The following is a 25,928-nucleotide window of genomic DNA, read 5'->3' on the forward strand; positions in this document are numbered from 1 at the left end:
TATTCAAAATCCGGCGTATCCGCCAGGGTTTTGAATAGCGCTTCCCAAACGCCCGCATGAGACCAACGCCGGAACCGCGCATGTACCGCCGTCCATTTGCCAAACATCTCCGGCAAATCTCGCCAACGCGCCGCATTGCCAGCCATCCATAAGATCGCATCAACAAAAAGTCGGTTGTCCACCCCGCTTCGGCCAGGGGTGCCAACACGGCCAGGCAAGTGACCCTCAATGCGGTTCCATTGTTCGTCCGTCAGTGTCCGTCTGCTCAAGGCAAGAACCCTCCTCAAGCCTTGAATCAGAAATCACAAACAAAGGGAATCTATGAATGCAGACACGACCTAGGCCGAGCAAATGCCGAGAAAAGCGCGTAGGAATGATAGTCGTCGCAAGACTCCGAACCCGGAGGATCGCCTTTACGGGCAATTGGCTCTGTTCGTCGGTTGGCCTATTGCTCTCATAGGCGCCGTGATGCTGGCTGAAGACTTTGGTGAGATCTTGAGGCGTATAGTTACGTTGAACTCAGACCATCACTGCCAGGCCCGGCGAAGCGCGCAAGCGGGCGATGTCGCGGGCCGGGGGCTCTCCAAAATGGCGGCGATATTCGCGGCTGAACTGCGTCGGGCTTTCATATCCCACGCGGTAGGCGACGGTCGTTACGTCCAGGTCCTGGACCAGCATCAGGCTGCGCGCATCTTGCAGCCTGAGTTGCTTCTGGAATTGCAGCGGCGTTATCGCCGTCACGGCGCGGAAATGCTCATGCAGACTGGAGGGGCTCATGCCGACTTCCGCGGCGAGCCTCTCGATGCTGAACCGTTCGCGGAAATTCTTGCCGATCCAGGCGATCGCCCGGCCAATCTCGGCCACGCGGCCCTGGCTGGCGGTGATGTGGCGCATCCGCGCGCCATCTGGCCCCGCGAGCAGGCGATATAGAATTTCCTGCTCGGCAAGCGGCCCGAGCACGGGCAGCGCGGCCGGATCGTCCAAAAGGCGCAGCAGGCGGAGGGCTGCGTCGAGCAGGGACGCGCTGGCGTCGGAAACGGTCTTGCCCGTCGGCACCGAAGCGGCGCCGGGCGGCAGCGGCACACGCAGGGTCAGGTTTCCCAGCATCACCGGATCGAAATCGAGATACAGGCAGAGATAGGGCTTGTCCGGTCTCGCCTCCACCACATGGCCGAGCGCTGGCAGATCGTAGGTCACGATCCCATAGCGCCCCGGACTATATCGGAATAGGCGCTCGCCCATCGTGACGTCTTTGCGCCCCTGCGCCACAAGACATAGTTGCGGCCGGTAGACATTCGGCATCGGCATCGTCACCGTAGAAGAGCGAACGAGTGTCAGACGCTCCATCGCGGTCGCCTGGAACCCGTCCTGCGAGGTGTGGCGTGCAATGACAGCCGCGATATCAGCCAGCGCTTCCATGGGCTGAGCATCGCATGCACATGCGAGAGCGACAATGCGGAGCCCGGCTTCTGGAGGATTGGGCAAGAAACTCGGCGCATCAGGCTAACCGCTCAGCATCACCACACCTCAAACTATGAGAATAGCCCAAGGGACGGCCGTTTGGGCGCGGATAAATTGGAGCCTGCATGATGAGTGACAAGATAAGCCCACCCGCCGTCGCGCTCGGGACCTGGGCCTGGGGCGATAGCGGCGAGGCCGGGGACGGCTATTTCGGCAGCAGCCTCACGCTGGACGGTCTGGAAGAATTGGTCACGAAGGCGCATGCGTGCGGATTCACCTTCTGGGATACTGCCCGCGTCTACGGCATGGGCCGTGCGGAAACCCGTCTCGGACAGGTTTTGAAGCGCTTCCCCCGCGGCGACTATCAGCTCTCTACGAAGTTTACGCCGCAGGCGGCGGGACGCGATGACGACCCGGTGGCGGAGATGCTGGAGCAGAGCCTGGCCAGCTTGAATACCGATATAATCGACCTCTATTGGATTCATAATCCTGCCGACGTCATGCGGTGGACGCCGCACCTGATTCCTTTGCTGAAGAGTGGAAAGGTCAAACATGTTGGCGTCTCGAATCACAGTTTGGACGATCTAAAGCGCGCCGATCAGATCCTCGGCGAGGCTGGATTCCGGGTCGGAGCCATCCAGAACCATTACAGCCTGCTCTATCGCAACCCCGAACATGCCGGCATCCTGGCGCATTCTCGTACCCTCGGCATTCCCTTCTTTGCCTACATGGTGCTGGAACAGGGCGCCTTGACCGGCCGATATGGTCCGGCGAACCCGCTGCCAACAGGCAGCAGGCGGGCGGAAATTTATAATGGCATGCTGTCTCGGGTGGAAGCGCTGACGGATAAGCTCACCTCCATCGGCAAGACGCATAATGCAGTGGCCGCCGAAATCGCGGTCGCCTGGGCCATCGCCAAGGGGGCCGTTCCGATCATTGGCGTAACCAAGCCTCAGCATGTCGGGGGCCTGGTCAGAGCCCGCGACATTGCGCTTACCGGTGAGGAGATCGCAGATCTGGAGGCCGTGGCCGACGCTGCCCAAGTGAACACACGAGGCTGGTGGGAAAAGGAAATGTGATGAGCAGCCCTGCTGCAGAAGAATTCTTCGCACTCACATCCATGAAGCGTTTTTGCCAAACCAATCGGCGAGAAACGCAATCAGCCGGCGCAGCTTTGCGGGGACGAGCGATGCTGATGGATAGACGACATGAATATCAAGGCTTTCGGTCGTGTAGTCCGGCAAGAGCTGCTCCAGCCGGTTCGTCTGGAGATATTCGGAAAAGACGAAAGCCGGCCCATAAACAATGCCCGCTCCCGCGAGAGCGGCGTTCAAAAGAATATCCATGTTATCCGCGGCAATCTTTGCCGTCCCGGAAATCTTGCTGGTTATGCCGTTATGATCGGTAAAACACCAATCGCCAATCGTGGTGGCGCGGCTAAAGGCGAGGCGGTCAAAATTCCGCAAATCAGCAGGGTTTTGCGGGCGCCCTTTTTTGGCGATGTAAGAGGGCGAGGCGCAGGCTAGCATGTTTGTGCGCGCGAGTTTTCGCGCGACGAGGCTTGAATCCGCAAGGCTGCCGATCCGGATCGCCAGATCAAACCCGCCGGCGACAAGATCGGTGATCTGGTCGGTCAAACTCAGCTCAATTCTTAAGCCAGGATACTGCCCGATGAAGGCCGCCAGGGGCGCGCCCAAATGCCGCGGGCCAAAGCTGGCGGGGGCTGCGATACGCAACAGGCCACGCGGCTCGTCCTGTAATTGCTGGGCGGCGTTGTCGGCGTCTTCCAGGGATTCCAAAATCTTGCGGCTGCGATGGTAATAATCCTCGCCAGCCTCGGTCATATGCAGCTTTCGCGTCGTGCGGTGGAGGAGCCGCACCCCGAGCGCCGCCTCCAGGGCGGACACATGCTTGCCCGCCATGGCCGGCGTCACCCCAAGTGCGCGCCCCGCCGCGGCCAAGCTGCCCTGCTCAACGGTCGTGACAAAAACTGAGAGGCTTAACAGCCGGTCCATGTTGATTCGATCACCTTATTATCGAGTGTAGCTCACTATAACGGGATTATCGTTTAAATGGGATACTCTTATCGTCCTGGCCAGATTTCATGCATAGAAAGGACATCGACATGCTGGTCTCCGCGAACGGTATCACGCTCCACGCCGAAACGGCGGGATATGGTGATTTGGCGCTGGTATTTCTTCCCTATTTCGGCGGCACGGCGCGCAGCTGGGCGCCCGTCATTGAGGCGCTGCCTGGTTGGGTTCGCAGCATCGCGCTGGATCTGCGGGGGTGGGGCGGTTCAGACCGGCCGGATACAGGCTATGATATCGCGACATTGGCGGATGACGTGCAGGCCGCCATCTCAGCGTTAGGGTTGCGGCGTTACATCCTGGTCGGCCACTCCATGGGAGGAAAAATAGCCCAGCTGCTGGCCTCGCGCCGCCCTGCGGGGCTTGAGGGGCTGGTGCTGGTGGCGCCTTCGCCCGCGCAAGGCAAAATACTTTCCGATGCCGAACGCGAAGGCATGGCGGGGGCGTATAATAGTGCCGAGGCCATCTCCTGGACGATCGACAACATCCTGGCTGGATCAAAGCTGAAGCCGGAATGGCGCGCGCAGATCATCGCCGACAGCTTAAGCGGCAGCGCCGCGGCGAAAGCATTCTGGCCGGCTTGCGCCATTGCCGAGGATGTCAGCGCCGAGCTGCAATCGATCAATGTCCCGGTTCTGGTTTTGGGCGGTGAATTTGACAGGGTGGACAGCGTCGAGATGTTGCGGACAATCGTGCTTCCGGCATTGCCCGCCGCGAAATTCAAAATCATAGCCGGGGTCGGACATCTCATTCCTTATGAAGCGCCTGAAGCGTTGGCGCGGCTGCTTCGTGCTTATATTTCCGAATTGAAACTTGGCGAGCCGAAGCTGACCTTGCAGCCGGAAGATTTCGCCAGCAGGTTTGATCAGGCATTTTGTAGAGGAGACCTGGATGGGTTGATGGCGCTCTTTTGCCAGGATGCCATGATGCGCATGACTGACGGTACGCTCGTCAACGGCGCCACAGCCTTGCGTAAAGCCCTTGGCGACCTCATTGCAACGGCACCGAAGCTGCGTAACAGCATCCGCCGGATGATTGTAAATCAGAAGACCGCCTTGTTGCTGCTCGACTGGGAGCTGTGTATCGCACAACCGGGTGGACAAGACATCGTCCAGCGAGGGACCGCGACGCAGATATTGGAGTGCTGTCCCGATGGACATTGGCGCTTACTGATTTCCAATCCTTTAGGGATTGCATGACCAGCCCACATATGAAATGGCGCGCTGATACGGAATTCAGAGCGGCCGGCGCCGGGCCGTTCCCGCCTGCAGGCGGGGATAGAACACGCTCACCGCCAGGCCGCAAATGACCAGCAGGGCCGCGCCCAGCTTCCAGGCCGGCATCGGCTCGTGCAGCCATAAAACCGCGCTGCCCATGCCAAAAACCGGCACCAGCAGCGCCATCGGGGTAATGGTGGCCGAGGGGTAGCGGGCGAGCAGCATGCCCCAGCAGGCATAGCCGAACCAGCTATTGCCGACGGCTTGCCAGATCAGCGCCGCCCAGCCGCCCAGCGTGGCGTGGCTGACGGCATGGGCCATCGCCGTCGGGCCTTCGGTGAGCAGGGACAGGCCCAGCAGCGGCGGCGCCGAAAACAGGCTGCTCCAGGCCACGTAGGCGAGAAAATTATCCGGCCGTCCTTCGCGGGAGACGATATTGCCGCTGGCCCAGCAGCTGGCCGCCATCAGCACCAGGGCCAGGCCAAGAGGCGTGGTGTGGCCATTCACATGCGCCGCGATCACCAGAATGCCGGCGATGGCCAGCAGGCAGGCGACAATCTGAAAGCCGCGCAGCCGTTCGCCATTGCGCAGCATCGCCAGGAAGATGGTGATGAACACCTGCACCTGGATGACCAGCGAGGCCAGGCCGGGCGAGATATGCCCGCTCAGCGCCAGAAACAGCAACCCGAACTGGCCGGTGCCGATCAGCAGCCCGTAGGCGGCGAGGTTGCGCCAGCTTACATTGGGGCGGGGCAGCAGAAACACCAGCGGCAAGGCGGCGAGGGTGAAGCGCAGCCCGGCGAAGAGGAAGGGCGGAAACTGCTCCAGCCCCAGCCGCGCGACGACGAAATTGCTGCCCCAGATCGCCATCACCGCCAGGGCCAGCAGGGCATGCCGCAGGCTGAGTGTCGTATGGTGCATCCGCAATCCCCCCGTTGAAGCCGTTTTGCGCGTCGGCATGTGGATTTAGCGCAGGTTCGGCGGGCAGGGGGAATGGGACCGCGCGCAGAGCTCGCCTGCGCGCGGCGCGAGATCCTGATGTCAGGGGCGCAGGCACCGCAAACGGAATTGCAGGATGCCTGGCCGCCGCGGGGCCGCGATGATGGCCAGCCTACGCCCGCGCGGGTCGTTCCGGCCTGCCGACAAATCCCCGCCCCCGGGCATGGTGATATCATAATGAAGGTGATAGCATCGCCCCGCCCAGCCTTGCGGCTGTGCAACATTTGGGGAAATGTTCGGAATCAGGCATTGCGGGCCAAGCCGGGCCCCGCGCGGCCGGGCTGGAGGCGGTCTCGCCGTTTCCGGGACGACAGGAACGGATGGGTGGGTCATGGGCGGAGAGTTAGATTTTTTAACGATCACGACGCCGTTGCCGGATGCGAGCTTCGGGATCGCCGCCGTCAATGGCAGCGAGCGCCTGAGCCGGCCCTTCCAATATACTGTCCAGCTGCATTCCGGCAGCGCGCTGCTGGATGCGAACAGCCTGCTCGACAAGGCGGTGACGGTGAGCATCGCGGCGCCGGATGGCGGCGCGGCCAGCCGCTACATCTCCGGCCTGGTCAATGCGGTGCGGCAATTGCCCTCGCAATCCACCACGCTGTGGCAATATGAAATCAGCGTCGTGCCGAAGCTCTGGTTCCTGAGCCAGACCATGGATTGCCGCTTCTATCAGAAGCAATCGGTGCTCGACATCGTCAAATATGTGCTGGGCAAATTCAGCGTCGCGGTCAGCGACAAGACCAGCGGCAGCTTTCCCGTCCGCGATTATGTGGTGCAATTCAACGAATCCTATCTGCATTTCATCCAGCGGCTGATGGAAGATGCCGGGATTTTCTATTTCTTCACCCATAGCGAGGGCGCCCACACGATGGTGCTGGCCAACGCCAACACCGCCTTCGCGGATATTGCCGCGCCGCAGATCTATCTCGATGAGACCCATGGCGGGTTCGGTGTGCTGAATAGCTGGCACCGGATGGACCGCACGGTGATGGGCAGCGTGCGCCGGGATGATTATAATCCGGTGACGGATACGCTCGCCCCCGGCGCGATCACCGGCACCGAGAGCACGGTGCTGCAGGCCTCCGCCGCTTCGCAGCGCACCCATTATGGCTGGCCGGCGGTGCGCGATGCCACCAGCAACGCCAAAACCCTGGCCAAGACCCATATGCTGGCGGCGGAAGCCGGGGCGCAGCTTTATACCGGCTCCGGCCAGGTCGCGGATTTCATCGCCGGCGGCAAATTCACTTTGATGAACGATCCCACCACGGGGGCCGGCACGGAATATGTGATCCAGTCGCTCGGGCTGCATGTGGTGGACAGCAAGGCCGGCGGCCAGGGCGGCCACCGCGCCTCGATTTCCGCCAGCATCGTCGCCTTCCCCTCCAAGACGACCTACCAGGACGAACCCGCCTATGCCGCGCCGGTGATGGCCGGGATGTACAGCGCCATCGTCATCGGGCCGAAGGGCGAGGAAATCTACACGGATGATCTCGGCCGCATCCAGGTGCAGTTCCCCTTCGACCATGAGGGCGACATCACCACCGATAAAACCCTCTGGGTGCGGGTGATGCAGGGCTGGTCCGGGAATAACTGGGGCAGCCAGTATATTCCGCGCATCGGCATGGAGGTGGTGGTCTCCTTCCTGGAAGGCGATGTGAACCGCCCGGTGGTGGTGGGCTGCTTGTTCAACGGCAATAACAAGCCGGTTTTCGCCGCTTCCGAGAAGAACAAGAGCGGCCTGCGCACGCGCTCCACCATGCAGGGCGGCACCGCGAATTTCAGCGAATTCTCCATCGACGATACCAAGGGCAGCGAGGCCGTGTATCTGCATGCGGAGAAGGACCTCAATATCGAGGTCGAGAACGACCGCAACGTCACCGTCACCAAGGACGAGACGGTGAAGATCGACGGCAAGAAGACCGACACGGTGAAGCAGGATTTCACCACCACCGTCTCCGAGGGCAATAAATCCACCACGGTGAGCCAGGGCAATGAATCGCTGGATGTCAGCGTCGGGACCATCACCCATAAGGCCGGGCAGTCGATCACGCTGAAGGTCGGGGGCAACTCGATCGTCATCGATACCAGCTCGATCACCCTCACCGTCGGCCCCAGCTCGGTGAAGCTCACCGCTTCCGAGGTGGATGTGAAGGGCATTCAGGTGAATGTCACCGGCCAGGCGCAGACGGCGGTGAAGGGGGCGATCGTGCAAGTCTCCGGGGATGGGATGCTGGAGCTCAAGGGCGGCATCACCATGATCAATTCGTGACGCGGGGAGGGCACATAAAATGAGTGCTGCGACGCAGAGCAAATTATCCGCCGCCGCCCTGCCGGTGGTGCTGCAGCGCGCGGATCTGCAGGGGCCGGCGCTGGCCAGCGTGGACGGGTTGGAGAGCGTGGAGGCCGTGGTCGCCGCCCTGGCCCAGGCCGGGTTCGGCATTGAGGCGACGCGGGTGCTGGCCCATGCCCTGCCCAAGCGCGAGGCGGTCTGGTGGGCCTGCATGTGCGCCCTGCACACTGCCCCGGCGGCGCTGCCGGAGCCGGACCGCAAGGCGCGTGAGCAGGCCGAGGGCTGGGTGCGCCAGCAGGGCATGACGCAAGCCCGGGCGGCGATGGATGAAGCCCGGCGCGCCGGCTTTCAAAGCCCCGAGGCCTGGGCCGGGGTGGCGGCGTTCTGGAGCGGGGACTCGCTGGCGCCGCCGGAGGCGCCGGCGGTGACGCCGCCGCCGCATCTCACCGGCATTGCGGTGGCGGGGGCGCTGGCCCTGGCCTCGGTGCGCGGCGATGCCGCCCGGCAGCCGCAGCGCCTGGCGATGTTCCTGCAATCCGCCCGCGATATCGCCGCCGGCGGTCCGGGCCGCCTGCCGCCGGAGGCGCCATGACCCTGACCCTTTCCATTCTGCGCTGCCCGGATGCGGTGCCGCCCGAGACCAAGCAGCTCTCCGGCGGGGAATTCCGCATCGGCCGGGGGGCTGATAATGACTGGATCATGCCGGATCCTGACCGGCTGCTCTCCAAGCGCCATTGCGTCATCGCCTTTCGCAATGGCGGCTGGGCGATCGCGGATATCAGCACCAACGGCACCTTTCTGAACCACGAGCCCGAGCCGATCGGCAATGGTCAGATCCGCGCGCTGCGCGACGGCGACCGGATCCGTTTCGGCGCCTATGAGATCGAGGCCAGGGTCGAGGACGGGCAGGGATTCGGGGCGTCCAACTTTGGGGCGTCCAGCTTCGGCAAGGCCAGCTCGCCCTTCGATGATCCGTTCGGTGGCGATGTGTTCGCGCCACCACCACCGCCGCCCGCCAACAGCTTCACCAGCGCCGCCTTCGGCCCGAATGACCCGCTCTTTGGCGGCCCGCCGCAGCCCCCGTCGGTGCAGATGCCCGACCGGTTCGACCCGCTGGCCGGGCCGGAGAGCGATTTCCTCGGCGCACCGACCCAGCCGGACCATACCCCCTCCTTCAGCGACGCCTTCCGCCCGCCCGCCGCCCGGCAGATGCTGCCGGAGGATGATGATTGGGACCTCTCGCCGCTGCCCGGCCAGCAGCCAGCCCGGCCGGCGGCACCTCCGGCCTTCACGCCGCCGCCCCAGGCGCCGGTGCCGGAGTCCTGGGCGTCCACCCCGTCCCCGTTCGAGGCAACGCCCCCTGCCGCGCCGCCTTCCATGCCGCCGCCGCTGCCACCGCGCCCGGCGCCTGAGGCCGCCAACCCTTTTGCCGAGCCGGCGGATCATCGCCCGCCACAAGCTGCGCCAGCCGCGCTGCCGGAGCCCCCCCGCGCGGCGGCGCCGATGCCGACCTCGCCTGTCACGGCCCAGGCGCCCGCGCCGGGTGGTGACGCGTTGATGGCGGCCTTCCTGCGCGGCGCCGGGCTGGAGGGTAGCACTCCAGCCAACCCCGAGGCGCTGATGCAGGCGCTGGGCGCCACCTTCCGGGCTGTCGTCTCAGGCATCCGCCAGGCTTTGATCGCGCGCGCCACCATCAAGGGCGAATTCCGCATCGAGCAGACGATGATCCGCGCCCGTGGCAACAACCCGCTGAAATTCTCCGCCGATGACGATGACGCGCTGACCGCCCTACTGGGCCTCGGCCGGCGGGTGGATATGGGCCCGGATGCGGCGGTGAACGATGCGCTGCGCGATATGCGCCTGCATGAGCTGGCCACCATGGCGGCGATGCAGGATGCGGTGCGCGCCTTGCTGGCCCAGCTCGACCCGGCGAAATTGCAGGTGGAAGGCGGCATGGCGTTGCTGCCGGCGCAGAAAAAGGCCCGTGCCTTCGAGGCCTATGAGAAACTTCACGAAACCATCACCCGCGCGCTGGCTGATGATTTCGACAGCGTGTTCGGCAAATCCTTCGCCCGCGCCTATGAAACCGCCTTGCGGGAGGTTTCGGCCCGCGACCCCGGACCAGGAGAGATGTCATGAAACGTTCGGCTTTCCTCGCCGCCTGCCTGGTGCTCGCCGGCTGCGCCGCGCCGCCGCCCCCGCCGCCGGTGCTGACGCTGAATATCGCAGGATCCGCCGGGCAGAATCCCGATCCCGCCGGTCAGGGCACGGCGGTGGCGGTGCGGGTCTATCAGCTCGCCGCCAGCGGCAAGTTCCAGGCGGCGGATGTCTATACCCTCACCGGCAATGAAACTGCGGCGCTGGGGACGGAGGCGCTGGGCGGTTCCGCGCAATATATCGTTTCACCCGGCCAGAAGCTGACGGAAACGATCAATCTGACGCCGGGGACGACCACGCTCGGCGTCGCGGTGCTGTTCCGGGACATCAATCATTCCACCTGGAAACTCACCGCCCCGGTTGCCGCGCATGGGCCAACCGTGCTGACACTGCATATAAACGGGCTGACCGCATCCCTTGGCGGATGATGCGCAAGCCGTAATAATGGCGCGGCGCCTCCGGGTGCGGTGTTTGGGAGATTTGAAGATTATGCGAGCCGCTTCGTGAGCTGGACCAACCGCGTCATCTGGCAGGAGGGCATGTTCCTCCGCTCCCAGCATTTCCAGCAGCAGGATCGCTGGTTGGAAGCAACGTTGCGCGGCCGTGTCGCGGCGCTGCGGTCGCATGGCTGGGGCCTGACCCAGATGATGCTGGACCGCGATCTGCTCGGCACCGGGCGTTTCGCCCTCTCCAGCGCCGCCGGCTTGTTCGAGGACGGCACGCCCTTCAGCCTGCCCGGCGAGGCGGACCACCCCGCCCCGTTCGAGGTGCCGGAAAATACCCGCGGCGTGCTGATCCATCTGGCGCTGCCAGTGCAGCAGGCCGGCGCGGTGGAGATTGCCGCCGCCGATGGCAGCGCCGAGGGCCGCTACAAGGCGCAAAGTTTTGAGGCCTACGACACCCATTCCGCCTCGCCGCAGGCGGCGGAATTGCTGATCGGCCGGCTGAAGCTGCGCTACCTGCTGGATAGCGATGACCGCGCCGGCTATCTCTGCATTCCCGTCGCGCGGATCATGGAGGTTTCATCCGACAAGCGTGTGACGCTGGATGAGAACTGGCTGCCCCCCGCTCTGGCCTGCCACGCGGTGCCGGGCCTCTCCGGGCTGGTCACCGAATTCGCCGGCATGATCAACCAGCGTGGCGAGGCGCTGGCGGCGCGGGTGAATGCGTCGGGTGCGCGCGGTGTCGCCGAGGTGGCGGATTTCATGCTGCTGCAGGCACTCAATCGCTGGCAGGCTTTGCTGCAGCATTGGGCCGATGCCGCGAATATCCATCCCGAGACGCTCTATACCGCCTATGTGCAGATGGCCGCCGAATTCGCCACCTTCACCGAGGGGCAGCGCCGCCCGAACAAATATCCCGGCTATCGGCATGAGGATCTGCAACGTTCCTTCGCCCCGGTGATCGCGGATCTGCGCCGCGCGCTCTCCTCCGTGATTGAGACCAACGCCACGGCGATCCCGCTGCAGGAGCGCCGGCACGGCGTGCATGTCGGCCCGATCAATGACCGCAATATTCTGCGCGCGGCGAATTTCGTGCTGACGGTGCAGGCCGATGTGCCGACCGAGACGATGCGCCGCCTCTTCCCCGCCCAGGTGAAAATCGGCGCGGTGGAGCATATTCGCGAGCTGGTGAATGTGGCGCTGCCCGGCATCGCCGTGCGCCCGCTGCCCGTCGCCCCCCGGCAGATCCCGTTCTATGCCGGTGGCTCTTATTTCGAGCTGGACCGCAACAGCCCGCATTGGCAGCAGATGCAGACCTCGGGCGGCTTCGCGATCCATGTCTCCGGAGAATTTCCTGGCCTGCGCATGGAGCTTTGGGCCATCAAAGGGTGAGCGCGCGAAGCGCTGAGGGAGAGAGACGATGAGCGATAATCCGTTCTCCGAGCCGGACGATTCAGACCGCACCGTGATCCGCCCGATCCCGGGCGGCAAGCGCCCGGCCACAACGCCGCCCGCCCAGCCCGCGCCGTTCGACAGCCCTTTCGGCGGCGCGCCCGCCGCCCCCGGCTACAGCGCCCCCGCCGCCACCTTGCCGGCGGATGCGCCGGAGACGATCTCCATGGGCGGCGCGCCGCTGATCGCCGCCGCCGCCCCCTTGCTGCAATTGCTGGCGCGGCTGCGCAACACGCTGCAGGCGCCTGATTCCGGGGATCTGCGCGAGCGCGCCGTGCGCGAAATCCGCCGCTTCGAGGAAACCGCCCGGGCGCGCAATATTCCGATGGAGCAGCTGCGCCCGGCGCATTACGCCCTCTGCGCCAGCCTGGATGACGTGGTGCTGGCGACCCCCTGGGGTAGCCAGGGGGCCTGGGCGCAGCGTTCGCTGGTCTCCACCTTCCATCAGGAGGTCCGCTCCGGCGAGCGCTTCTTCGACGTGATGGCGCAGATCCGCCAAAATCCTGGCAATTTCCTGCCGGTTCTGGAATTGATGTATTTCTGCCTGTCGCTTGGCTATATGGGCCGCTACCGGCTCTCCCCGCGCGGCCCGGCCGAGATCGACCGGCTGCGCGAGGAAACCTACGCGGTGCTGCGCCGGCAAAACCCGCCGGGAGATCCGGCGCTCTCCCCGCATTGGCAAGGTGTTGCGGCGGGCTATAAGCCGCGCCGTTTCGGCGTGCCGGTCTGGGTGGTCGCTATCGTGGCGCTGGGTGTGCTGGGGCTGGTTTATGCCGGCTGCCTGTTTTCGCTTTCCGGCAAGTCGGACGCCGCCTTCCAGGCGCAGGTGAGCGCGCCGCTGCCGCAAATGCCGCAGATCGTCCGCGCCCAGCCGGTGGTCGCCCCGGCCGAGCCCGCGCCCATCGGCCCGACGATCCTGGACCGTCTCTCCGGCTTCCTGCAGCCTGAAATCGCCGCCGGCAAGGTGAGCGTGCTGGGCACCACCCATCAGCCGATCGTGCGCATCAACAATCAGGGCCTGTTCGGCTCCGGCAGCGCCACGGTGGAAGATACCGATGTGCCGCTGCTGCGGAAAATCGGCCAGGCGCTGGCAAAGGAAACCGGCACGGTCGTCGTCACCGGCTATACCGACAACCAGCCGATCCACACGCTGCAATTCCCCTCCAACTTCGTGCTCTCGCAATCGCGCGCGCAGGCGGCGGCGGCGATTTTGGACCAGACCATCGGCGACCAGAGCCGGATCACCGCGAAAGGCATGGGCGATTCCGACCCTGTCGCCAGCAACGCCAGCGCGGCGGGGCGCGCGCAGAACCGGCGCATCGAAATCGTGCTGAACCACCCTTCGGGAAACTGACATCGCCATGAAAAAAATTCTCGGCTTTCTGGCGTCGCGCTGGGTTTTGAGCTTCGTCGCCGCCTTGGTGCTGGCGGCTCTGGTGTGGTTCTTCGCGCCCTTCATTCACGCTTTAGCCGGCCTCATCGTCCGGCTGGTCATCATTCTGGTCATTCTGCTGGTCTGGCTCGGCGCCAATCTGCTCCTGGACCGGCGGCGCAAGACACGTGACGCGGCTTTGGCCGCCGGGGTCGCGGATGCCGGGGCGGCCACGCAGGACAAGGCGGCGGCGGAAGAGCTGGCGGCGCTGAGCGAGAAGCTGAAAAAATCCCTCGCCTTGCTGCGCAAGGCCAGCGGCTCGCGCGGCTATCTCTATGAGCAACCCTGGTACGTCATCATCGGCCCGCCAGGGGCCGGCAAGACCACAGCACTTCTGAATGCCGGGCTGAAATTCCCGCTGGCGGCGGAGTTGGGGCAGGGGGCGGTGGCCGGTGTCGGCGGCACCCGGCTTTGCGACTGGTGGTTCACCGAGCAGGCGGTGCTGATCGACACCGCCGGGCGCTACACCACCCAGGATTCCAACGCTGCCACCGACAAAGCCGGTTGGGAGGGCTTCCTCGACCTGCTCAAGCGCACCCGCCAGCGCCAGGCGCTGAACGGCGTGGTGGTGGCGATCTCGCTGGCCGACATCGCCGCCGCGCCGCGTGAGGAGCGCCTGGCCCATGCCCGCGCCATCCGCAGCCGCATCAAGGAACTCACCGCCCGGCTGGATTTGAAGCTGCCGGTCTATGCGCTGCTGACCAAGGCGGATCTGCTCGCCGGCTTCACCGAGTTTTTCGACGATCTCGACCAGGAAAAGCGCGCCCAGGTCTGGGGCACCACCTTCCCGGCACAAAACACCAATGCGGTGGCGCAGTTCGATGCCGAGTTCAAGCTGCTGGTGCAGCGCCTGGATGAACGGCTGATCGATCTGCTGCAGCGCGAGCGCAGCCCGGAGCGCCGCGCCCTCATCGCCGGCTTCCCCACCCAGGTGGCGAGCCTGGAAGCTCCGCTGAACGAGTTCCTGGCCGAGGCCTTTGGCGGCTCGGCTTTGGACCCCGCCCCCTATCTGCGCGGTGTCTATTTCACCTCCGGCACCCAGGAAGGCACGCCGATCGACCGGCTGACCGGCGCGCTCACCCGCGCCTTCGGCATCGATCAGCGCCGCGCCCCCTCGCTGCGCGCCGCCTCCGGCCGCAGCTATTTCCTCTCCCGCCTGCTGCAGCAGGTGATTTTCGGCGAGGCGATGCTGGCCGGGCAGAATCCGGCCCAGCGCCGCCGGCGCCTCCTGCTGCAAGCGGCGGGCTATGGCGCTGTTGGCATCGTGTTTCTGGGGCTGCTCGGCGGGTTCCTGCTCAGCCGCGCCCATAACCAGGCGGCGATTGCCGCCAGCGACCAGGCGGTGGCCAATTACCAGCAGGCGGCCAAGAGCCTGCAGCTCGATCCGGTTCAGGATTCCAACCTGCAAACCGTGCTGCCCTTGCTGGATGCCGCCCGCGCCATGCCCTTCGGCGCTGGCGACACGACGGATCACGGCGCGATGGGGCTGGGGCTGAATCAGGCGCCCAAGCTCAGCGCCGGCGCCAACACGCTCTACACCAACGCGCTGGATAACATCCTGCTGCCGCGGCTGATCCTGCAGCTGGAAGCGGAAATGCGCGGCGGCTTCGACAAGCCGGAATTCCTCTACCAAGCCACACGCGTCTATCTGATGCTGGGCGGGCAGGGGCCGATGGACAAAAACCTCGTCGAAGCCTGGATGAAGCTGGATTGGCAGCGCCTTTATCCAGGCATCGCCAACCAGGATGCGCGCGAGGATCTGATGCAGCATCTGGTGGTGATGCTGAACGCCCCGCTGCCGCAGGTGCCGTTGGATGGCGCGCTGGTGGAAGCCGCCCGCGCCACCTTCAGCCGGGTCTCGGTGGCGGAGCGCGTCTATTCGCGCATCCGCGACTCTCAGGCCGCCGCCGCCGTGCCCGCCTGGGTGCCGGCGACGGCGATGGGGGCGGCCGGCGTGCCGCTCTTCACCCGCGCCTCCGGCAAGCCGCTCACCGAGGGCGTGCCCGGTTTCTACACGCTGAAAGGCTTCCAGCTGGTGCTGCTGCCGGCCCTCACCCACGCCACCAAGGATGTCGCGGATGAGAGCTGGGTGCTCGGGCCCGGCCAGCAGGTCGATCCGTCCAGTCCGGACATGCAGAATCTGGAGCAGAACGTCATCAAGCTCTACGAGGCCGATTACGAGGCGCAATGGAACGCGATGCTGGGCGATCTGAACCTGAAGCCGGCCACCAATATCGGCCAGGCGGTGCAGACGCTCTACATCCTCGGCTCCCCGCAATCGCCGATGCAGCGTCTGCTGGCCAGCATCACCACGCAGTTGCAGCTCTCCAAGGGCGTCGAACCGCCGAAGCCGGCCGCGACCTCGAAGATCCCCGGTGCGGCGGCGTTGAATGCGGATGCCACGGCGCTGCAAGGGCTGATGGGCGCGGCCACGGCCAGCGGCGGTCCCGCCCTTGGGTCCGAGGTGGATAATTACTACGCGCCGCTGATCAATTATGTCGGGGGCGGCGCCGGCTCGCCGATGAGCCTCACGCTCAACCTCATCAACGGGCTGCAACAGCAATTGGCGGCATTGGCCGCCGCCGCGCCCGGCACCGCCCCGGCGGCCCCGGCGGCGGGCGGCGACCCGGCCAGCCTGCTGCAAGGTGAGGCGGCAACCGACCCGCAGCCCGTTTCGCGCTGGCTGCAGGCGCTGGTGGTCAATGCCAATGGTCTGCGCGGCGGCAGTGCGGCCAAGGCGGCGGCGGCGGCGTTCAACGGGGCCGCCGGGCCGGGCCAGCTCTGCCAGCAGGCGGTGGCCGGGCGCTACCCGTTCGTGCCCGCCTCCTCCTCGGACATCCCGTTGGGTGATTTCGCGCATCTCTTCGCCCCCAACGGGCTACTGGACAGCTTCTTCACCCAGCAGGTGCAGCCTTTCGTCGACATGTCCGGCCGGACCTGGCGGGTGCAGGCGGTGAATGGCGTCACCCCGCCGATCAGCCAGGGCGCCCTGGCGGAGTTCCAGCGCGCGGAGACGATCAAGCAGCTCTTTTTCGCCGCCGGCGCCACCCCGTCCGTGCAGTTCAGCCTCAGCCCGACCGCGCTCGATGCCGGCGCGGCGCAGGCGGTGCTGCAGCTGGGGGCGGTGAATGTCTCCTACGCCCATGGCCCGCAAGTGCCGACGATGATCTCCTGGCCCGGTGCCGATGGCATGCAGACGGCGCGGCTGATCATCACCCCGGTCGGCGGCGGCAACCCGGTGGAGCTGGATGCCTCCGGCCCCTGGGCGTTGTTCCATCTGTTCAGCCAGGGCACGCTGGCCCAGGCCGGATCGTCGGACCAGTACACGCTCACCTTTTCCGCCGGCGGGCATAGTGTGAGCTACAGCATCGGCGCCAACTCCGTGCTCAACCCCTTCGCTCCCGGCATGCTGGCGGATTTCCGCTGCCCCAGCCTGCAGGGATGAGCATGTTCCAACCCGCTCTGACCGGGTTTTTCGGCAAGCTGCCGGCGCGCGGGGATTTCCTGCGCGCCGGGCTGCCGGAAGATGCGGTCGAGCCGCTCGATCTCTGGTGCCGGGACTGCCTGACCCAATCGCGTGCCGATCTCGGCGCGGCCTGGGAGCCGGCCTGGATGAGCGCGCCGATCTGGTATTTCTTCCTCCCTAACGGCGCCTGCGGGGCGCGGGCGATGCTGGGGGTGTGGCTGCCGAGCATGGACAAGGCCGGGCGGCATTACCCCTTCATTCTGGCCGCGCTGGCGGATGATCCGGCCGCATTGGGGCAAGGCGGCGCCTGGCTGGCGCTGGCGCAAGCCGAAGGGCTGGCCGGGGTGGTTGACGATAAGCCGCACGAAGCGATCGCCGCTGGCCTGGCCGCGCCGGTGGAAGACGTAGCCCTGCCGCCGATTGGCTGGTGGACCGAAGGCAGCCCGCTGGTGCGGCCTTGCCGTTTCGAAATGCCGGGGCTGTTGCCCGCCGCGACCCATGCCGGCGCCATGCTGCGCGATCTTCAGCCCCATGATCCTCAGCCCGCGGAGGGGCTCAATTGATGCCACGTTCCTGGGCGCAGACGGATGTCGGCGCGGTTCGCAAACATAACGAGGATAATCTGCTCGCCCGGCCGGAGCTGGGGCTCTGGGTGGTGGCAGATGGTGCCGGCGGCCATGCCTCGGGTGAGGTCGCCTCGGGCATGATCGTCGAGGCGCTCTCCCGCCTGCCCGCTGACCTGAGTGCGAGCGAGCTGCTCTCGGGCATTCGCGTCACCATCACCCAGGTGCATGATGCTTTGCGCGCGGAAGCCGCCCGGCGCGGCGGCGATGTGATGATCGCCTCGACCTTTGTCGGGCTGATGATCCGCGATCGCCATTTCGCCTGCCTCTGGGCCGGTGATTCCCGCGCCTATCTGCTGCGCGGTGGCGTGCTGCAACAGATCACCCGCGACCATTCGCTGGTGCAGGAGCTGGTGGAGGCCGGCACGCTGCGCCCGGAAGATGCGGAGAAACACCCGCACGCCAATATCATCACCCGTGCGGTGGGGGCGGATGACGAGGTGCTGGAGCTGGACAAGGTGATCGGCCAGATCCAGCCCGGCGACCGCTTCCTGCTCTGCAGCGACGGCTTGAGCAAAACCCTCAGCGAGCCGGAACTCCAAAGCCTGCTCGGCGCCCCGGAAGGCGTGCCGCCGACGGAACTGCTGATTGCCGCTGCCCTGGCGCACCGGGTGAATGATAATGTAACGGCGGTGGTGGTGGAGGTTTAGGGTGTTGGAAAAAGTACCGAAATGAGCGTCACCTATATTTGCGCTCAATTCAACTCATTGCCATAAAACCGGATGAGCTTGAGCTGGCCAAAATGCGGGGCCCTCCAAGTAGTGCATATTCTTGTTTGCATTTATTGGAATAATTGCGGCCGATCATTGTCCCTAAGAACACTTCCGCTACAAACTCTTTCTTTGTTCCCGCCGCATATTGGCTAACCTCACCAGCGCATACAGCGCAGCCTTTCCAACGATCCTTCGTAGAAGGCTTAAAAAACTGTTCGACTCCAACGTTATGAGCGTGCAGGGTATGCCCGATTTCGTGGATGGTGACTTTGGTCTCCGGCGCAAAGTTGTTCGTGGGTTGAGCGGAGATTCCGCTTCCACTACCACCTTTCGTCGCCGCCATGCCGAGGGTAACCCAGCAAACCGGCCGTCCAAGCGGATCAAAATGAAAAGCGCGGTTCTGTGCTTCGTAAGTATTCGTAACGTAGAAACGTGTGTCGGTGGGTAGAGAGAAGCCTTTTGAGGTGATCAATGAAACAGCTTGGTGAACGGCCAGCTTTTTTTGGCCGGCATTACCGTCGCCCAAATCTTCATACACCGTATATGTGGCGCCGTTGCGATTATATTTCGTGGGACGGAACGTCTTAACGCGAGCAATGGCGCTGAAGAATGCGGAAACTTCGAGCTTTGCCGTTTCGAGAGCAGTAGCCAAGATTGCCTCCTTCGCTCGCAGCGCGGTGGGGCCAGTGCTGACACAGCACTGGCCGTCGTGATCAGGACAGCTTCTGCAGCCCCAGATCGTAGGTGACCGGGAAGGGCGAGCCGGCGGTGCCGTCGGCCTTCTGCGGGGTGAACTTCACTTCGATCTTGGTGAAGTTGAAGGAGACGCTCTCGCTCGGCCGGTCGCCGCCGGAAGAGAGGCTGTAGCCGCTGATCATCGTGTCGGTCAGGGTGACCTCCAAATAAACGACAGCGCCGTTGCCGTCGGTGCGGGTGAAGGAGATTACCAGCTTCGCCTTGCCGCCGCTGCTCAGCGCCTCTTTCAGCAGGCCACCGGAGGCATTGTCCAGCATCTTGGTGACGGTGATTTCGGAAACGCTCGGCGAGCTCGCCTCACGGTTGCCCGACGAACCGGTCGGCGAGCCGACGCCACGGCCGACTCCCCACTGGAAGCTGTTGACCTCGATCTGCTTGTCGAAGCCCTGGGTGGTGACGTCACCATCCACCGTCGGGTTGGTATATTTGATGTAAATCGCCATGTCGTGCTCCTGTTATGGAAAAGAGAGTCTTTAGCTGAGCGCGTAGGAGAATGATCCCTCCGGCCCGATCCCGACCGAGATGTTTGCAATCCCCTCGCCCGCGGCCATGCGGGCCAGAACCTCGGCGGAGAGTTCCGGCAACAGGCTGCGCGAGAGAATATTTTCTACATTGCGCGCGCCCGAGGAGGATTCCTTGCACCGCGCGGCGATGGTTTCCACCAGCTCCGGCGCGTAGGTGAACGAGGCCTTGTAGGCTTCCTTCACGCGTTTCTGAATCTTGTTGAGCTGCAGCCGCACGATCTGACGGATCACCTCGTCGGAGAGCGGGAAATACGGCACCAGCGTCACCCGGCCGAGGAAGGCCGGCTTGAAATATTTCATCAGCTCCGGGCGCAGCGCCTCGGCCAGCCCGGCCGCATCCGGCGCGGTCTCCGGATCAGCGAAGAGCTTCTCGATCAGATCGGTGCCGGCATTCGAGGTCATGATGATGACGGTGTTCTTGAAGTCGATATCCCGGCCTTCGCCGTCCTTCATGTTGCCCTTGTCGAACACCTGGAAGAATACATCCTGCACGCCAGGATGCGCCTTCTCCATCTCGTCGAGCAAAATCACCGAATAAGGCCGCCGGCGCACCGCCTCCGTGAGGATACCGCCCTCGCCATACCCGACATAGCCGGGCGGGCTGCCCATCAACAGCGAGACCTTATGTTCTTCCTTGAACTCGGTCATGTTGATGGTGGTCATGTTCTGCTCGCCGCCATAGAGCAGATTGGCCAGGGTCAGCGCGGTCTCGGTCTTGCCGGTGCCGGAGGTGCCAACCATCATGAACACGCCGATCGGCTTGCGTGGATCGGTCAGCTTGGCGCGGCTGGTACGGATTGCCTGCGCCACCGCCTCCATCGCATGCGGCTGGCCGACGACGCGCTCTTCCATCGCCTGTTTCAGGTTCAACACGGTGTTGATCTCGTCGGACTGCATGCGCCCGGCGGGAATACCGGTCCAGCTCTCGACGATCTCCGCCACCGCCTGGCCATCCACCACCGGGAAGATCAGCGGCGTCTCGCCCTGCAATGTCCGCAAATCTTCATGCAGCTTGTTGAGCTGCGCCCTCAGCGCGGCCTTGTCCTCGGTGTTTTCCGCATCCTCGATCTTGGCGCGCACGGCGCCGATCTCGGTCGCCAGCGTCTTTTCCTCGGCGAAACGGGTCTGCAAAGCCGCCAGCGCCGCTTCCAGCCCGGCCTTCTCCTCGGCCAGCTCGGCGATGCGCGCCTCATGCGCGCCGCCCGCCGCCATCTCGCGCTCCAGGATCGACACTTCGGTATCGATCAGCTCGATACGCCGTTGTTTGTCCTCGATCGGCGCCGGAATCGCGGCCTGGCTCATCGCCACCCGCGCGCAAGCGGTATCGATCAGGCTGATCGCCTTGTCCGGCAGCTGCCGGCTCGGGATGAAGCGCGCCGAGAGCCGCACCGCTTCGGAAATCGCCTCGTCCAGAATGCGGGTTTTGTGATGCCGCTCCAGTGTCGCGGTGAGGCCGCGGATCATCGCGATCGCCATCGGCTCGGAGGGCTCTTCTACCTTCACCACCTGGAAACGCCGCGTCAGCGCCGCATCCTTCTCGAAATATTTCTTGTACTCGGCCCAGGTGGTGGCGGCGACGGTGCGCAGCTCGCCGCGCGCCAGCGCCGGCTTCAGCAAATTTGCGGCATCGTTCTGCCCGGCCTGGCCGCCGGCACCGATCAGCGTATGCGCTTCGTCGATGAACAGGATGATCGGCTTCGGGCTGGCCTTGACCTCGTCGATGACAGATTTGAGACGCTGCTCAAACTCGCCCTTCATGCCCGCACCGGCCTGCAGCAGCGCCAGATCCAGCGTGCGCAGCGTCACATCTTTCATCGCCTCCGGCACATCGCCGGCGGCGATCTTCAACGCCAGCCCTTCAACCACGGCGGTTTTGCCAACGCCGGCCTCGCCGGTGAGGATCGGGTTATTCTGCCGGCGGCGGGTGAGAATATCGATCGCCTGCCGGATCTCGAAATCGCGGCCCAGGATCGGGTCGATCTTGCCCTTCCGGGCGCGGTCGGTGAGGTCGTAAGTATAAAGATCGAGCGCGCCGCTGCCAGCGGGGCGGGGCACGCCGTTTTCATCCGCCACCGGGGCGGCGCCATCGGCGGCCAGCGGGGTGCTGGCTTCGATGCTGCCGGCGGTGATGGTGGCCAGGTCGCGCTTCAGCACATCCGGCTGAATTTTCAGCAGCTGGCTGGAGGCCTCGCGCGCGCGCCGGGCCAGGGTTTCATCCGAGAGCAGCGCCAGCAGCACATGGCCCGAGCGCACCCGCGAGAGCCCCTGTTCGATGGAGGCGAGCAGCCAGGCCTGCTTGGCGGTATCCACCACATCCGGCGCCAGGCCAGGGGCGCGGGAATTGCCGGTTTTCAGCCTGTCCAGCGCCTTGTTGAGATCGGCCATGAAACGACCGTGATCAATCTCATATTGCCGGAAGATTGCGGCGATATCGGTATCCGTGCCGTCGGCCAGTTTCACCAGCCAATGTTCGATTTCGACATTGTAATGGGTGCGGGACATTGTCAGCCCGGCAGCGGCTTCCAGCGCGCGGCGGCAATGCTCATCCAGGCGACCGATTAACGACCGGAGGTCAAGTGTGACCAAAGCGTCCCCCTCCAAGAAGGTCTCGCGTCCAATGAAGCGTTCACCAGGAGGGTAAACGCCGATCCGACACGCCCATACCGAAACAAAGCGCATCTTACGGTGCGCTAATTTAACAATATTTCGTTAGCTTGAGTTACCGTTAATGTCCAGCTAATACAAGCAGGGGAAGGCCGGTTCGTTGATGCAATTTTGATGATATCGCGTCACCAGCCGAACTACCTCGATGAATAATGCAACAGCGTCGCCATGGTCGATGGCGATAGGGCGGGGAAGAGGGCAGATTCGTGGCGATTGAAGGCTTGGATCTCGAAAGCTTGCTGGCGCCGATCAGCGATGATGAGCCCGCCGGAACGGATGTCCGCAGCGATTTCTCGCCGACCTCGCCTTACTTCCGGCTGCGCGACGCGCGCGCCGATGCCCGCGCCGCCGAACGCGCGGCGGATGCCAATCCGGGCGAGGTGGCATCGCCGGAAGGCTGGCGCCAGGTGCGCGCCCTGGCTGTCGAAATTCTCAGCACCCAGGCCAAGGATCTGGAAGCGGCGGCGTGGCTGACCGAGGCGCTGGTGCGCAGTCATGGTTTGGCAGGGCTGGCCTTCGGCGCCAGCCTGCTGGGCGGGCTGGCGGAGCGGTACTGGGAGCATCTGTTCCCGATGCCGGACGAAGACGGCATGGAAACCCGCGTCGCCCCGGTGACCGGCCTGAATGGCGAGGGCGGCGAGGGCACGCTCAGCCAGCCTTTGCAGAAATTGCCGTTGTTCAAGGACCCGAACGGCGAAATGGTGATGTTCTTCCAGTATCAGCAATCGGCTGAGCTGGAAGCGATCGCCGACGCCAAGCGTGTCGAGGCGCGCATTGCCGCCGGCGTGGTGCCCTACGATACGATGCGCGCCGCCGCCCGCGCCGCCAGCCCCGGCGCTTATGTTGCGTTGCGACGCGATTTGGAGGAGGCGCGTCTGGCCTGGCGCGGCATGGGCGATATCTTCGACCGGCTAGCCGGGCATGATGCCCCACCCACCGGCCGCATCGCCGAAGCCCTGAACCAGATCAACGATTTCGTGACGCGTTATGCGCCGCTGGAGGCGGCGAGCGCGGCGGTGGCGGATGAGCCGGAGGCGGCGTCGGACGAGGCCGGGGCGCAGGCGGCGCAGGCTGGTCCCGGCAAGCCGAAACGTTTGGCCAACCGCGAGGATGCTCTTGCAACCTTGGCTGAAATCGCCGAGTATTTCCGCCGCACGGAACCGCAATCGCCGCTGGCTTACACGATCGATGAAGCCATCCGGCGTGGCCGTCTCACCTGGCCCGAACTCATCGCCGAGCTGGTGCGGGACGATCAGGTGCGCAACAGCATTTTGACCAGCCTTGGCCTGAAAACCGATCAATAAACGTCTAAAAAGACTTTCCTTTGAGTTTATCCAGCGCGGCCGCAGACGATTTAAAGCCTCTTTCACAACACCGCTTTGCATTGTCATGAACCGCAAGCCTTTCGGGAGACCTAGAAGATGAGTGGCAGCGTACACAGCAAACTGAACCGGGTCCGCAAACCGCGCGTTCACATTACCTATGAAGTCGAGACCGACGGCGCCGAAATCCAGCGCGAGCTGCCCTTCGTGGTCGGCGTGATGGGGGATTTCTCCGGCGATCCAACGCAGCCGCTGCGCCCGATGGCCGAGCGCAAATTCACCCAGATCGACCGTGACAATTTCAACGACATCATGTCCCGCATGTCGCCGGGCCTGAACATGAAGGTCGAGAACACGCTGGCCGACGATGGCAGCGAGATGGCGGTCAATCTGAAATTCAACTCGATGGATGATTTCGACCCGGCCCGCGTCGTCGACCAGGTGCCAGCGCTGAAATCCCTGCTGGAGACGCGCAACAAGCTGCGCGACCTGCTGAGCAAGGCGGACCGTTCCGAGGAGTTGGAGACGCTGCTGGAGCAGGTGCTGCAGAACGATGCCGAGCTGAAGGGGCTGTCCAGCCAGCTCGGCCTCGACAAGAAGGAGGGCTGATCCATGTCCGAGACCCAATCCAGCCCGCAAGGCGGCACCGGCGCCACCAGCGAAGGCGTCAGCTTCCTCGATCAGGTTGTCACCGCCACTAAGCAGACCGAACCGGACCGCGCCCAGGATCTGGTCAAGACGCTGGTCGAGCAGGCCCTGGCCGGCACCGTCACCTTCGACAAGAACCTGACCCGCACGATCGACAAGGCGATCGCCGCGATCGATCAGAAAATGTCGAAGCAGCTCAACGCCATCATGCATCATGAAAAATTCACCAAACTGGAAGGCAGCTGGCGTGGCCTGAATCATCTGGTGATGAACTCGGAGACCGGCACCGGTCTGAAGATCCGCGTTCTCAACATGACCAAGCGCGAGCTGAACCGCGACCTGACCAAGGCGGTGGAGTTCGATCAGAGCCAGCTCTTCAAGAAAATCTACGAGAACGAGTTCGGCACCCCGGGCGGCGAGCCCTATGGCGCGCTGATCGGCGATTATGAATGGACCAACCATCCGGACGATATCGAATCGCTGCGTCTGGTCTCCAACGTCGCCGCCGCCTCCTTCGCGCCCTTCATCTCCGCCGCCGGTGCCGGCATGTTCGGCTTCGATGACTGGACCGAGCTGACCAAGCCGCGCGATCTGGCGAAGATTTTCGACACCGCCGAATATACCAAATGGCGTGGCTTCCGCGATACCGAGGATGCGCGCTTCGTCTCGCTGGTGATGCCGCGCGTGCTGGCCCGCGTGCCCTATGGCGCTGCGACCAAGCCGGTCGAGGATTTCGCCTATGAGGAAGCGCCTTATGATGCCACCGGCGCCGCCCAGGCGCTGAATCACAAGGATTATTGCTGGATGAACGCCGCCTACGCGATGGGCGTGCGGATGACCAATTCCTTCGCGGAATCCGGCTTCTGCGTCGCCATTCGCGGTGCCGAGGGCGGCGGCAAGGTCGATAACCTGCCCACCCACATCTTCCAGTCCGACGATGGCGACATGGACGGCAAATGCCCGACCGAGGTCGGCATCACCGACCGGCGCGAGTTCGAGCTTTCCAATCTCGGCTTTCTGCCACTCTGCCACTACAAGAATACGGATTATGCCGTGTTCTTCGGCGGCCAGACGGTGCAGAAGCCGAAGAAATATGACCGCCCGGACGCCACCGCCAATGCCGCGATCTCGGCGCGCCTGCCCTACATCATGGCAACCGGCCGTTTCGCGCATTTCCTCAAGGTGATGGCGCGCGACAAAATCGGCAGCTTCATGGAAGCCAATGAGTGCGAGCGCTGGCTGAATCGCTGGATCACCAACTACGTGTCCGACAACCCGGATGCCGGGCCGGAGACCAAGGCGAAATATCCGCTGCGCGAGGCCAAGGTCGAGGTGAAGGAAATTCCGGGTAAGCCGGGCTCCTATAACGCCGTTGCCTATCTGCGCCCCTGGCTGCAGATGGAAGAGCTGACGACCAGCATGCGCATGGTCGCCCGCATTCCGCAGAAGGCCTGATCCCGGACCGCCGCGCCCGAACCGGGCGCGGCGCACGGGCGTGTGTGATGACGGGGGATGAGGAAGATCCGGACGCGACGATCGTCTGGAGGCCCGCCAGCCGGCGCCTCCCGCCCACGCCTGCGCCCGAACCAGCGCCTGACCCAACGCTGCCCGAGATGCGGACTGACGAGGCTGAGCCCGTCCCCGAACCGGCCCAACTTGACCCCCCAGAGC

At 64.4% G+C, this 25,928-nt stretch carries 21 protein-coding genes; 14 read left to right on the plus strand and 7 right to left on the minus strand.

The genetic code is table 11. From position 1 onward, the window contains the following. A partial coding sequence (locus tag T331_RS0114530; protein ID WP_026440574.1) for an IS5 family transposase occupies positions 1–269 on the minus strand: 269 nt, incomplete at its 3' end. Between the two features lie 250 nt (positions 270–519). Further along, positions 520–1,419, minus strand: a complete 900-nt coding sequence (locus T331_RS0114535; protein WP_026440550.1) for an AraC family transcriptional regulator — start codon at positions 1,417–1,419, stop codon at positions 520–522. Between the two features lie 170 nt (positions 1,420–1,589). On the opposite strand from T331_RS0114535, the gene T331_RS0114540 reads away from it, so the two are divergent. Then, positions 1,590–2,540 carry an aldo/keto reductase gene (locus T331_RS0114540; protein ID WP_244876968.1) on the plus strand — a complete coding sequence of 317 codons (951 nt, stop codon included), beginning with the start codon at positions 1,590–1,592 and terminating at the stop codon, positions 2,538–2,540. Positions 2,541–2,573: 33 nt separating this feature from the next. On the opposite strand, the gene T331_RS0114545 is transcribed toward T331_RS0114540, so the two are convergent. After that, entirely contained in the window at positions 2,574–3,476 is a 903-nt protein-coding gene (locus tag T331_RS0114545) for a LysR family transcriptional regulator (protein WP_026440552.1), read from the minus strand. A 110-nt stretch (positions 3,477–3,586) separates the two neighbouring features. On the opposite strand from T331_RS0114545, the gene T331_RS0114550 reads away from it, so the two are divergent. Beyond that, entirely contained in the window at positions 3,587–4,750 is a 1,164-nt protein-coding gene (locus T331_RS0114550; RefSeq protein WP_026440553.1) for an alpha/beta fold hydrolase, read from the plus strand. Between the two features lie 36 nt (positions 4,751–4,786). Here T331_RS0114550 and T331_RS0114555 read toward each other — a convergent pair whose 3' ends face one another. Further along, positions 4,787–5,728 carry an EamA family transporter gene (locus T331_RS0114555; RefSeq protein WP_244876969.1) on the minus strand — a complete coding sequence of 314 codons (942 nt, stop codon included), beginning with the start codon at positions 5,726–5,728 and terminating at the stop codon, positions 4,787–4,789. Between the two features lie 370 nt (positions 5,729–6,098). Between T331_RS0114555 and T331_RS0114560 the strand changes: the two genes are divergently transcribed. The 9 genes from T331_RS0114560 to T331_RS0114600 all read left to right on the plus strand — a co-directional run bounded on the left by T331_RS0114560 (position 6,099) and on the right by T331_RS0114600 (position 18,280). Beyond that, positions 6,099–8,036: a type VI secretion system Vgr family protein gene (locus tag T331_RS0114560; protein ID WP_162173910.1), complete on the plus strand. Its 1,938-nt coding sequence runs from the start codon at positions 6,099–6,101 to the stop codon at positions 8,034–8,036. Between the two features lie 19 nt (positions 8,037–8,055). Then, positions 8,056–8,649: a DUF6931 family protein gene (locus T331_RS0114565; protein ID WP_026440556.1), complete on the plus strand. Its 594-nt coding sequence runs from the start codon at positions 8,056–8,058 to the stop codon at positions 8,647–8,649. Then, the gene (tagH, locus tag T331_RS0114570) at positions 8,646–10,196 is read left to right on the plus strand and encodes a type VI secretion system-associated FHA domain protein TagH (RefSeq protein WP_026440557.1); all 1,551 of its coding nucleotides are present in this window, start codon (positions 8,646–8,648) and stop codon (positions 10,194–10,196) included. The genes T331_RS0114565 and tagH overlap by 4 nt, the downstream gene beginning before the upstream one ends. Next, complete coding sequence (gene tssJ / locus T331_RS0114575) at positions 10,193–10,642, plus strand: type VI secretion system lipoprotein TssJ (RefSeq protein WP_008493924.1); 450 nt, start codon at positions 10,193–10,195, stop codon at positions 10,640–10,642. Before tagH ends, tssJ begins: the two co-directional genes overlap by 4 nt. A gap of 75 nt (positions 10,643–10,717) precedes the next feature. Then, a complete protein-coding gene (gene tssK / locus T331_RS0114580) occupies positions 10,718–12,049 on the plus strand; it encodes a type VI secretion system baseplate subunit TssK (protein ID WP_026440558.1) in 1,332 nt (443 codons plus the stop codon). A 28-nt stretch (positions 12,050–12,077) separates the two neighbouring features. After that, the gene (gene icmH / locus T331_RS0114585; RefSeq protein ID WP_026440559.1) at positions 12,078–13,463 is read left to right on the plus strand and encodes a type IVB secretion system protein IcmH/DotU; all 1,386 of its coding nucleotides are present in this window, start codon (positions 12,078–12,080) and stop codon (positions 13,461–13,463) included. Between the two features lie 7 nt (positions 13,464–13,470). Next, positions 13,471–16,986 (plus strand): type VI secretion system membrane subunit TssM, encoded by a 3,516-nt coding sequence (gene tssM / locus T331_RS0114590; protein WP_026440560.1) that lies wholly within the window; start codon positions 13,471–13,473, stop codon positions 16,984–16,986. Next, positions 16,983–17,570, plus strand: coding sequence for a type VI secretion system-associated protein TagF (gene tagF, locus T331_RS18510; protein WP_081822273.1), 588 nt, complete (start codon positions 16,983–16,985; stop codon positions 17,568–17,570). Before tssM ends, tagF begins: the two co-directional genes overlap by 4 nt. After that, positions 17,570–18,280: a PP2C family protein-serine/threonine phosphatase gene (locus T331_RS0114600; RefSeq protein WP_008493931.1), complete on the plus strand. Its 711-nt coding sequence runs from the start codon at positions 17,570–17,572 to the stop codon at positions 18,278–18,280. The genes tagF and T331_RS0114600 overlap by 1 nt, the downstream gene beginning before the upstream one ends. 49 nt (positions 18,281–18,329) lie before the next feature. Here T331_RS0114600 and T331_RS20020 read toward each other — a convergent pair whose 3' ends face one another. From T331_RS20020 to tssH, 3 genes are all read right to left on the minus strand, one after another. After that, positions 18,330–18,995, minus strand: a complete 666-nt coding sequence (locus T331_RS20020) for a hypothetical protein (RefSeq protein ID WP_155992731.1) — start codon at positions 18,993–18,995, stop codon at positions 18,330–18,332. Between the two features lie 61 nt (positions 18,996–19,056). Beyond that, the gene (locus tag T331_RS0114605) at positions 19,057–19,542 is read right to left on the minus strand and encodes an Hcp family type VI secretion system effector (protein WP_026440562.1); all 486 of its coding nucleotides are present in this window, start codon (positions 19,540–19,542) and stop codon (positions 19,057–19,059) included. A 30-nt stretch (positions 19,543–19,572) separates the two neighbouring features. Further along, the gene (tssH, locus tag T331_RS0114610; protein WP_026440563.1) at positions 19,573–22,209 is read right to left on the minus strand and encodes a type VI secretion system ATPase TssH; all 2,637 of its coding nucleotides are present in this window, start codon (positions 22,207–22,209) and stop codon (positions 19,573–19,575) included. Positions 22,210–22,493: 284 nt separating this feature from the next. Between tssH and tssA the strand changes: the two genes are divergently transcribed. From tssA to tssC, 3 genes are all read left to right on the plus strand, one after another. Next, positions 22,494–23,591 carry a type VI secretion system protein TssA gene (tssA, locus tag T331_RS0114615; RefSeq protein ID WP_026440564.1) on the plus strand — a complete coding sequence of 366 codons (1,098 nt, stop codon included), beginning with the start codon at positions 22,494–22,496 and terminating at the stop codon, positions 23,589–23,591. A gap of 117 nt (positions 23,592–23,708) precedes the next feature. Next, positions 23,709–24,218 (plus strand): type VI secretion system contractile sheath small subunit, encoded by a 510-nt coding sequence (tssB, locus tag T331_RS0114620; RefSeq protein WP_008493936.1) that lies wholly within the window; start codon positions 23,709–23,711, stop codon positions 24,216–24,218. 3 nt (positions 24,219–24,221) lie between these two features. Further along, complete coding sequence (gene tssC, locus T331_RS0114625) at positions 24,222–25,712, plus strand: type VI secretion system contractile sheath large subunit (protein ID WP_026440565.1); 1,491 nt, start codon at positions 24,222–24,224, stop codon at positions 25,710–25,712. The last annotated feature ends 216 nt before the right edge of the window (positions 25,713–25,928 follow it).

The sequence above is a fragment of the Acidocella facilis ATCC 35904 genome (assembly GCF_000687875.1).
Taxonomy (GTDB): Bacteria; Pseudomonadota; Alphaproteobacteria; order Acetobacterales; family Acetobacteraceae; genus Acidocella; species Acidocella facilis.

What these genes read in the sequence shown, in the direction of transcription:
- T331_RS0114540 (WP_244876968.1), top strand. Translation starts at nt 1,590, where the DNA reads ATGAGTGACAAGATAAGCCCACCCGCCGTCGCGCTCGGGACCTGGGCC.
- T331_RS0114555 (WP_244876969.1), bottom strand. Translation starts at nt 5,728, where the DNA reads ATGCCGACGCGCAAAACGGCTTCAACGGGGGGATTGCGGATGCACCAT.
- T331_RS0114560 (WP_162173910.1), top strand. Translation starts at nt 6,099, where the DNA reads ATGGGCGGAGAGTTAGATTTTTTAACGATCACGACGCCGTTGCCGGAT.
- tssJ (WP_008493924.1), top strand. Translation starts at nt 10,193, where the DNA reads ATGAAACGTTCGGCTTTCCTCGCCGCCTGCCTGGTGCTCGCCGGCTGC.
- T331_RS0114535 (WP_026440550.1), bottom strand. Translation starts at nt 1,419, where the DNA reads ATGGAAGCGCTGGCTGATATCGCGGCTGTCATTGCACGCCACACCTCG.
- T331_RS0114605 (WP_026440562.1), bottom strand. Translation starts at nt 19,542, where the DNA reads ATGGCGATTTACATCAAATATACCAACCCGACGGTGGATGGTGACGTC.
- tssB (WP_008493936.1), top strand. Translation starts at nt 23,709, where the DNA reads ATGAGTGGCAGCGTACACAGCAAACTGAACCGGGTCCGCAAACCGCGC.
- T331_RS0114600 (WP_008493931.1), top strand. Translation starts at nt 17,570, where the DNA reads ATGCCACGTTCCTGGGCGCAGACGGATGTCGGCGCGGTTCGCAAACAT.
- icmH (WP_026440559.1), top strand. Translation starts at nt 12,078, where the DNA reads ATGAGCGATAATCCGTTCTCCGAGCCGGACGATTCAGACCGCACCGTG.
- tagH (WP_026440557.1), top strand. Translation starts at nt 8,646, where the DNA reads ATGACCCTGACCCTTTCCATTCTGCGCTGCCCGGATGCGGTGCCGCCC.
- tssM (WP_026440560.1), top strand. Translation starts at nt 13,471, where the DNA reads ATGAAAAAAATTCTCGGCTTTCTGGCGTCGCGCTGGGTTTTGAGCTTC.
- tagF (WP_081822273.1), top strand. Translation starts at nt 16,983, where the DNA reads ATGAGCATGTTCCAACCCGCTCTGACCGGGTTTTTCGGCAAGCTGCCG.
- T331_RS0114565 (WP_026440556.1), top strand. Translation starts at nt 8,056, where the DNA reads ATGAGTGCTGCGACGCAGAGCAAATTATCCGCCGCCGCCCTGCCGGTG.
- T331_RS0114545 (WP_026440552.1), bottom strand. Translation starts at nt 3,476, where the DNA reads ATGGACCGGCTGTTAAGCCTCTCAGTTTTTGTCACGACCGTTGAGCAG.
- T331_RS0114550 (WP_026440553.1), top strand. Translation starts at nt 3,587, where the DNA reads ATGCTGGTCTCCGCGAACGGTATCACGCTCCACGCCGAAACGGCGGGA.
- tssC (WP_026440565.1), top strand. Translation starts at nt 24,222, where the DNA reads ATGTCCGAGACCCAATCCAGCCCGCAAGGCGGCACCGGCGCCACCAGC.